Below are 8,373 nucleotides of genomic sequence, written 5' to 3'. Positions count from 1 at the left end.
AACAGAGAAGTTAAGCCCGCCTGCGCAGATGGTACTGCATTTTTGTGGGAGAGTATGTCGTCGCCTTTCTTTGAATCCTCATCATTTACTTGGTGAGGATTTTTTTTGTTAAAAAAACCAAGAAATTCAGATAGTTTTTTTGTTTATCATAAAGTTCCAATTTATTAACTTCTTTAAACTAAAATTTGTTTTAGTTTTTTTCAAATCTTATCTCAAAATATAATAGTATTTTTTACATTCTAATATATTTTTATTCTAACTAAATTTAGTTAGAAATATTATTAAATATAGGTATGTTAAAAACAAATAAATAGTTAAAAAAATATAAAAAAAATACATTATCGATTTTTACTTAATTTTCAACGATTTTTTTAACTTAAAAAATTTACTTAATCTACATTTGTAATATTGAAATTAATTAATGTAAAAAGAATATCATGAAATAAATAATTTATTTTCTTTAAGATTTATATCATTAAGATTGGTAATATCATTATTTTGTTGTTTGGGTTTTCTTATAAAATTTATGCTGATTTTGAAATAACAAAAAGAATTTTAAATAACGAAAAAAAAGCTATTATTTCTGAATTCAGAAAATCTAAGGAGCTTAACATTAAAGGAATCAAAATCTGGAAGTTTAACTAACCTACAGATAAGGAAAGTGAATCTATTACAAGCTATTTTTATGATTGTGGGTAATAAAATTAGTAAACCATGTGAAAGAATATTATGTCCAGATAATTGATTGCTAAAAATAACATCGCTAGAGAAAAACGGATTAAAAAACTAGATCAATGAGTTTAGCTTATAGTTCTTCTTCTTCAATAAAATTTAAAAATGAAAGTTTAGAGTTTAGAAGTGTCTGCCGATTTATCAGTTGATAATGTTGAAAAAATATTTTAGTTAATTTTGGTTAATTTACTAAGAAAAAGTCTTTCAATTATTTTGAAAGGCTTTTTATTTATATTTTTTTTCCTTCAATAAAGACTTTTTCAATTAAATTGCTAGTAAAAGCATAAGTCATTTCGTAGTAAGTTGTTAATGGTTTTGTAATTATAATATTAGCTCTTTTTCCTTTTGTAATACTTCCGTGAGTTTTAGAAACTCCCATAGCATAAGCACCATTTATTGTTGCGGCATTTATCGCTTCTTCTGGAGTCATTTTCATTTTTATACAAGCAGTCGCAACAACAAAATTCATATTTCCTGATGGTGTGGTTCCTGGATTATAATCGGTGGCAAGTGCAAGTGGTAATCCAGCTGAAATCATTTTTCTTGCTGGTGTATAAGGAATACTAATAAAATAGGAGCAACTAGGTAATGCAACTGGCATTGTAATGCTTCCTTTTAATATTTCTATATCATCGTCGGTAACAATCTCAAGATGATCGACAGTTAATGCATTATGTGTAACACAAGCTTTGATTCCGCTTATAGCCGTAAACTGATTCACATGAATTTTAGGAATTAAACCATATTTTTTACCTGTTTCCATAATTCTTTCGGTTTCATGTACTGAAAAATAACCAGTTTCTAAAAATGCATCAATATAATCGGCTAATTTTTCATTTGCAATTTTAGGTAGCATTTCATTAATAATCAAATCGATATAAGCCTCATGATTTTCTTTGTATTCTGTTGGAAATGCATGAGCTCCAAGAAAGGTAGCTTTTATTTTTATAGGATAATTTTCGGCTAATTTTTTGATTACTCTAAGCATCTTTAATTCGCCTTCAACCGTTAGTCCGTATCCGGATTTTATTTCGACCGCACCAGTTCCTTGTTGCATGATCTCTTCTAAACGAACTTTCGATTGGTTGTAAATTTCTTCTTCGGAAGTTTCGTTTAGCTTTTTAGCAGAATTTAAGATTCCGCCACCACGATTGGCAATTTCTTCATAACTCAAACCATTTATTCTATCAACAAATTCCTGAATTCGATTGCCTGCGTATACAATATGAGTATGGCTATCACACCAAGTAGGTAATACTATTTTTCCTGTTGCATCGATAATTTGGTCGGTGCTAATATTTGGACAATCAGACATCGAACCAAAATCTGAAATTAGGTTATTTTCTATTAATAAAAAAGCATTATCAATTTTGGGTAAAATCCCCATTTGGTCGCCTGAAACTTTATCGATATGACTATCTCGAACTTGAAGTAGCTCTTTTATATTAATGATTAATGTTTTCATTGAAAATAATTTTTGTAAAAATAATCTTTGATTTTTAAAAACGGCTATCTTTATATCAAATTATTATAAAGTGCGAAAAATAAAATATAAAAAAGGGAAAAAAGTTGTTCCAACATTTTTAGAATATACTGGACGCCACAAGAATGTTGCTACAGAAATGCAATTATTTGTATATGACAGTGAAAATTTGACAGAATGTGCAGATCATAAATGTCAAGATTTACTTTCTATAATCGATTTTAACAAAGTAAATTGGTTAAATATTCATGGATTAAATGAAATTTCGGTTATAAAAGAAGTTGGAGATTTCCTGAAGGTTGATAATTTTATGTTGAGTGATATTTTAAATACCACAAAAAGAACTAAACTAGATGAATATCATGATATTTTATTCTTTAATATTAAATCATTATTGCCAATAGAAAATTCAGATAATATAAACGTCGAACAAATAAGTTTTTTATTAAAAAATGGAATTTTATCTTCTTTTCAAGAAAAAAAGAGCGATTTTTTTACCCATATTAGAGAACGCATAAGAACCCATTCTGGTATTGTAAGGGAGAAAAAAACAGATTATTTACTGTATTTATTGCTTGATGCGATTATGGAAAATTTTTATATAACCATAGAGAATGAGGAAGATAGGGTAGAAGCACTAATTAATTTATCTAAAACGAGTACTAAACCAGAAATTTTAGAACAAATAGAAAAACATCGAGATAATTTTAATTTTTTAAAAAGGTCGATAATTCCTTTACGAGATTCATTATATTCTATAAAAAGTATGAAAGATGATAATGTATTTAACGCAATTGAGAAAGAAAATTATAGTTTTTTTGATCGTTTGCACCAAAAATGTTTAGAACTTTTAGAACAAATAGAATACGATTTAGGATCATTAGAAAGTGCATCAAATTTCTTTTTTTCTGCGCAAAATCATAAAATGAATGAGGTTATGAAAACGCTTACAGTTGTTTCAGTTTTCTTTATGCCACTAACATTTATTGTGGGAGTTTATGGAATGAATTTCGAAAACATGCCCGAATTGCACTGGAAATATGGCTATTTTGTTATTCTAGGATGCATGCTTATTTTACTATTAGGGATGATTTTTTATTTTAAAAAGAAGAAATGGTACTAAGATTAACTTAAAAAAAATGCTATTAATAGTCTAATTTAAATACATGAATAAGAAAAATATTGCCAACAAATTATCTCGTTTTTGGAAACTTCTTGGACCAGGACTTGTTACAGGAGCAAGTGATGACGATCCTTCAGGAATAGCTACTTATTCGCAGGCTGGTGCAGCATTTGGTCTTGCAACACTTTGGACTTCATTACTTGCTTTTCCGCTTATGGCAGCTATTCAACAAATGTGCGCTAGGATTGGTTTGGTTACAGAACAAGGATTAACGGGAGCACTAAAAAAGAATTACCCAAAACCCATATTGTATCTAATGCTATTGTTTAGTTTTCCAGCTATAATAATGAATATTGGTGCAGATATAGCTGGGATGGGAGCAGTTGGAAATTTGCTGTTTCCAACTATCGATGCCAATTATTTTAGTGTAGTTTTTACCATATTACTTTTAGGTCTAATTATATATTTGCCATATCAGAAAATAGCATCAATACTAAAATATCTCTGTATTGTTATGTTGGTTTATTTTATAGTCCCGTTTTTGTATAAGCAAAATTTAACTGAGATAGCAAAAGCTACATTTATTCCAACAGTTAGATTCGATAAAGATTTTATTGCTATTCTTGTAGGAATACTTGGTACAACAATATCTCCGTATCTTTTCTTTTGGCAAGCATCTGTTGAAGTGGAAGAAATGAAAAACAAGAAAAAACATTTGATGGTAAATAAAAAAATAATTCATGAGATGAAACAAGATGTCGATTTTGGAATGACTTTTTCAGGATTAGTTATGTTTTTTATTATTCTTACTACAGGAACTGTTTTGTTTAAAAGTGGAGTTCATCAAATTGATACTGTCGAGCAAGCCGCTATGGCGCTAAAACCACTAGCAGGAAATTTAGCATATCTTCTATTTGCTATAGGAGTTATAGGTACAGGACTTATTGCAATTCCTGTTTTGTGTGGTTCATTATCATATATTTTTACAGAAACTTTTGGTTGGGAACAAGGTCTTGATAAAAAGTTTCATGAAGCAAAAGCTTTTTATGTTATAATTGCTATCTCGTTAATATTAGGATTATCTCTAAATTATATAGGGATTTCTCCTGTTAAAGCATTAATTTATACAGCAATACTTTACGGATTAACTGCTCCGGTCTTAATAGCTATTATCCTTCATATCTCTAATAATAAACTAATAATGGGAAGATTTACAAATAGCAAAATGTCTAATTTTTTAGGATTTACAGCATTAATCATTATGACAGCTGCTGCTACAATTTTAATCTATTTGCAGTTATTTGATTAGTAAAATTATCTTAACAAGTTTAGATATATCGTGTAATTTTATATTTAAATTGTTGTTAATACTTTGTCAGTTTTTGCATAACTTAATCGGTTTATTTTTTTTGTTTTGTGATAGCTATCTAAACCAGAACATGTGATTGTTTGTGCTATTTCGAGATCTAAAAAACCATCAGCATTCTGACAATTTTCAGGAAAGTAAATTTGTATAATTTCTCCAATAACTAAAACAGTATTGTTAATTTCTAAATCTATTTTTTGTTTAAAATTAAGACCTAATTGAATATGGCTTTCTTTTACAAAAGGAGCAAAAAAATCATTTTTATATTCGGTATTTAATCCAGTTGCATCAAATTCAGATAGTACTTTATCATATCTTGCAGAAGTTTGATGTGCTTGCATATAAATATCCTCATTTATATGATTTACGGTATAAAATTTGGTTTCTAATATATTATCTAACGTATGTCTTTCATAAGCAGCGGGTCTAAAAATTATTCCTATTAATGCAGGATTGGCTCCAATGTGTATGATAGAACTAAATATGGCTAAGTTAGTTTGATTTGCTTTATTTTTTGTACCAACAAGGCAAACACTCTTAAAACCACCTAAGCTATTTATAAGATGTACACGCTCTTGTTTTTCCATTTCTATTAAATCATTCGTATTAATAAATTTTTGCATTATCGTTTAGATATTTTATTATTAGAAATAGTTCTTTGTAAGTTGCATTTAAATCTATCAATACCATGCACTCGTTTTGCAGAATGCTTTGTTTTACAATTTTCTACTCGTTTTCTCCAGAGCTTATAACTGCTAAATTTTAATTCTTTTTTCATCAAAACTTTTACACTAGCTTCCGTAAGATTAAACTGGTATTTGATAGCATCAAAAGGAGTGCGGTCTTCCCAAGCCATTTCGATTATTCGATCAATATTTGCATCAGAAAGTTCTTTGATTGTTGGGAGTGGAATAGGAGGTTTCAAAAGCTGTATTTTTTGTTTAATGAATTTAAAACAAAGTTAAACAAAATATTTATTTTAAAAGCAAATAAAAAAATATAAACTATAGCCTAATTTTTTTAATTTCAAAACTTATCTATTTATTGTTTTAGTACTTGTTGTTTCCTTTTTATATCTTTAGGTTTTAAACCAGATTTTATGAAATGGGAAGCGAAAATTATTAAACACAAGATGGAAAATCGGATTGCAGTTACTTTCGAAAAAGAAGTAACTTTAATTAACCGAATAAAACAACTTGAAGGAAGTAGATGGAGTCAGTCCTTACAGCTTTGGCATTTGCCAGATACGGAAGCTTATCGTATTCGGTTTAAGATTTCGGAGTCAATCGAAAAGTCTATTTTATCGCATATTGACACTCCAAATCAGGAAGCTTTACATCGTTTTATACAAGAAATACAATTAAAAGGATATAGCCCTTTAACATTAAAGACTTATCGAAATGAGTTTGGATCATTTTTGTATTATCTAAAAGAAACTCCAGCAAAAGAATGTAGTGTCGAAAAAATTAGAGACTATATTTTGTACTGCATAAACGAAATAAAATTATCCGAAGCAACTATTCATAGCAGAATGAATGCGATAAAATTTTATTATGAACAAGTATTAAAGAGAGAGCATTTTTTATTTGAAATTCCCCGACCTAAAAAGCCTAATAAATTACCCAAAGTAATTGCTACAAGTGATATAAAAAAAATATTTGAATCTACTCCCAATTTAAAACACAATACAATGCTTAAACTTTGTTACGGATTGGGATTGCGAGTATCTGAAATTATAAACTTAAAAATTGTTGATATAGACAGCAAAGCCATGCAGGTATTTATAGAACGAGCCAAGGGCAAAAAAGACCGTTATGCAAACCTTCCAGTAAGTATATTAGAACAACTAAGAAGCTATTTTGTCGAGTACAAACCTAGTGTTTACTTATTTGAAGGTCAATTTGGCGGAAAATATAGTAGTCGAAGTGTGCAACAGGTTTTTAGAAATTCACAAAAAAAAGCTAAAATAAATAAAATACTAGGAGTACATAGCTTGCGACATAGTTTTGCTACCCATTTGTTAGAACAAGGTACAGATATCAGATTTATTCAAGAACTTTTGGGTCATAATGATATTAGAACGACTTTAATTTATACTCAAGTAAGTGACAAAAATATTCGAAAAATTATTAGTCCATTAGATACTTTATGATAAAAAAGATTAGATTTGTTGGAGAAAAAAATAATCTGGACAACACAAAAATACGCATTGCGTATTTTTGTGTTGTCCAGATTAAAGAACTAATAATAAACAAATTAGATATATTTAGCTTTAATGAGTTGCGTATATTTATAAGTTAGCCGTCACCCTATGAAGCACCCTGCAAACATTGAACTGACAATCAAGACGAATAACCCAAAGCCCACCCACCACCCCCAAATATATTTTATGTAAATCTAAATACGTTGACAGTAGTCCGTTGTATAGTAATCTACAATATAAGACTTTTGCAGAATGGACATTAAGCAAAAATTCGGCAAAAATCTCAAAAGACTGCGGTTAGAAAGAGGGATTTCTCAGGAATCACTTGCATTAACGGCTGATTTAGACAGAACATACATTCCAAGCATTGAAAAAGGCTTACGAAATGTATCCATTTCTGTTGTTGAAAAATTAGCAATTGCACTTAATGCCGATATTTCTGAATTCTTCAAAGACTAACAAATGGACCTATTAAAAGATTACATCAAAGCAAAATTTGGCATTGACGAGAAACGATTTTTAGAGGTTTTACAAAAAAGCCCAGGAGCAGAAGGCTATATTTTAGGGAATCTTGGCGAAGAATTATTTAAAGAGTATGCCGATTCAATAGGTTACGAAGCATTGAGGATAAAAGAAAAACCCGAAGGTGGAAATAATGCCAAAAGTGAAGATGCAAGAGGCGATTTTTATATCAGAAAAAAAGGTTCAATAAAAGACGAGTGGCTTGTTGTTGAATGTAAGGGCGTAAAATCTAATGCTGAAAAAAGAAGCGGTCTTACGAAACCTTCATCTTGTTTGACTATACTTAACAAACACTCTATCGAACGAGCTAAACACGTTGAAAGTATTTATAAGTCAGGTAATTCAGCATATGAGAAAGCAAAGGAAGAATGGGAAAAGAAGAATAATGGTAGTTTCCCAAAATTTCGTTGGAATTTATCAAATCCCGGTTCAGGTGTACCTGACTTAACAGGGATATGGAAAAGCAAAGAGGAAATTAAGAAATGGTTAGAAACTTTCAAAGCAAATGATTTTCACGAAAATGCTTATTGGGATTTGACAGCACCTATTAGACTTTTGCAAACGCATATGCCATCTTCAAGAATTGATACTATTACAAATATAAAAAGTACAGGGCCATTAGTTTCAGAATTTAATATTTTGTGCGTTGATTTATTTCTTAAAACAGGCAAACACGAATTTGTATTTGTAAATAGTAGCGAGTTAAACCATCAAGGGAAATCACCAAATCATTTGCAACAAAATTATACGATTGATATTTTGACAGCAAAAGACGGTTATAAACGCCATAATTTACTAAAACCTTGGTATGATAATCTTGCTTTATGTATCGAAGAAACTAAACCTAATTTTAGAAAATTAGATAAAAGTCAATTAGACGGAAGATAATTTGCGTATTACACATTTGTGGTTTATATTTGCCACAAATGTGTAAAATATGAATT

General features: G+C 29.4%; 8 protein-coding genes. 5 read left to right on the top strand and 3 right to left on the bottom strand.

The window, feature by feature from the left end; translation table 11 throughout:
- Positions 1-961: 961 nt before the first annotated feature.
- Positions 962-2,197, bottom strand: coding sequence for an imidazolonepropionase (gene hutI, locus ACKVOV_RS05465; protein ID WP_409205757.1), 1,236 nt, complete (start codon positions 2,195-2,197; stop codon positions 962-964).
- A gap of 70 nt (positions 2,198-2,267) precedes the next feature.
- On the opposite strand from hutI, the gene corA reads away from it, so the two are divergent.
- Together corA and ACKVOV_RS05455 are read left to right on the top strand one after the other, a co-directional pair.
- Complete coding sequence (gene corA, locus ACKVOV_RS05460; RefSeq protein ID WP_409205756.1) at positions 2,268-3,338, top strand: magnesium/cobalt transporter CorA; 1,071 nt, start codon at positions 2,268-2,270, stop codon at positions 3,336-3,338.
- A 43-nt stretch (positions 3,339-3,381) separates the two neighbouring features.
- Positions 3,382-4,647, top strand: a complete 1,266-nt coding sequence (locus tag ACKVOV_RS05455; RefSeq protein ID WP_409205755.1) for an NRAMP family divalent metal transporter — start codon at positions 3,382-3,384, stop codon at positions 4,645-4,647.
- A 44-nt stretch (positions 4,648-4,691) separates the two neighbouring features.
- Here the strand turns inward: ACKVOV_RS05455 and ACKVOV_RS05450 are convergent, their stop codons facing one another.
- Complete coding sequence (locus tag ACKVOV_RS05450) at positions 4,692-5,327, bottom strand: flavin reductase family protein (protein ID WP_409205754.1); 636 nt, start codon at positions 5,325-5,327, stop codon at positions 4,692-4,694.
- The gene (locus tag ACKVOV_RS05445; protein ID WP_409205753.1) at positions 5,327-5,629 is read right to left on the bottom strand and encodes a TIGR03643 family protein; all 303 of its coding nucleotides are present in this window, start codon (positions 5,627-5,629) and stop codon (positions 5,327-5,329) included. Before ACKVOV_RS05445 ends, ACKVOV_RS05450 begins: the two co-directional genes overlap by 1 nt.
- Positions 5,630-5,836: 207 nt before the next feature.
- Here ACKVOV_RS05445 and ACKVOV_RS05440 point away from each other — a divergent pair, with 207 nt between their 5' ends.
- The 3 genes from ACKVOV_RS05440 (at position 5,837) to ACKVOV_RS05430 (ending at position 8,317) form a co-directional block, all read left to right on the top strand.
- Complete coding sequence (locus ACKVOV_RS05440; RefSeq protein WP_409205752.1) at positions 5,837-6,856, top strand: tyrosine-type recombinase/integrase; 1,020 nt, start codon at positions 5,837-5,839, stop codon at positions 6,854-6,856.
- A gap of 303 nt (positions 6,857-7,159) precedes the next feature.
- Positions 7,160-7,366 (top strand): helix-turn-helix domain-containing protein, encoded by a 207-nt coding sequence (locus ACKVOV_RS05435; RefSeq protein WP_409205751.1) that lies wholly within the window; start codon positions 7,160-7,162, stop codon positions 7,364-7,366.
- Positions 7,367-7,369: 3 nt separating this feature from the next.
- The gene (locus ACKVOV_RS05430; protein WP_409205750.1) at positions 7,370-8,317 is read left to right on the top strand and encodes a hypothetical protein; all 948 of its coding nucleotides are present in this window, start codon (positions 7,370-7,372) and stop codon (positions 8,315-8,317) included.
- Positions 8,318-8,373 lie beyond the last annotated feature (56 nt).

The sequence above is a fragment of the Flavobacterium sp. genome (assembly GCF_046153165.1).
GTDB lineage: Bacteria > Bacteroidota > Bacteroidia > Flavobacteriales > Flavobacteriaceae > Flavobacterium.
The sequence above is the reverse complement of the archived record's forward strand: the minus strand, read 5'-3'. Positions and strand labels throughout refer to the sequence as shown.

Coding starts and splice junctions, on each gene's coding strand:
- ACKVOV_RS05450 (WP_409205754.1), bottom strand. CDS start 5,327: ATGCAAAAATTTATTAATACGAATGATTTAATAGAAATGGAAAAACAA.
- hutI (WP_409205757.1), bottom strand. CDS start 2,197: ATGAAAACATTAATCATTAATATAAAAGAGCTACTTCAAGTTCGAGAT.
- ACKVOV_RS05435 (WP_409205751.1), top strand. CDS start 7,160: ATGGACATTAAGCAAAAATTCGGCAAAAATCTCAAAAGACTGCGGTTA.
- ACKVOV_RS05455 (WP_409205755.1), top strand. CDS start 3,382: ATGAATAAGAAAAATATTGCCAACAAATTATCTCGTTTTTGGAAACTT.
- ACKVOV_RS05430 (WP_409205750.1), top strand. CDS start 7,370: ATGGACCTATTAAAAGATTACATCAAAGCAAAATTTGGCATTGACGAG.
- ACKVOV_RS05440 (WP_409205752.1), top strand. CDS start 5,837: ATGGAAAATCGGATTGCAGTTACTTTCGAAAAAGAAGTAACTTTAATT.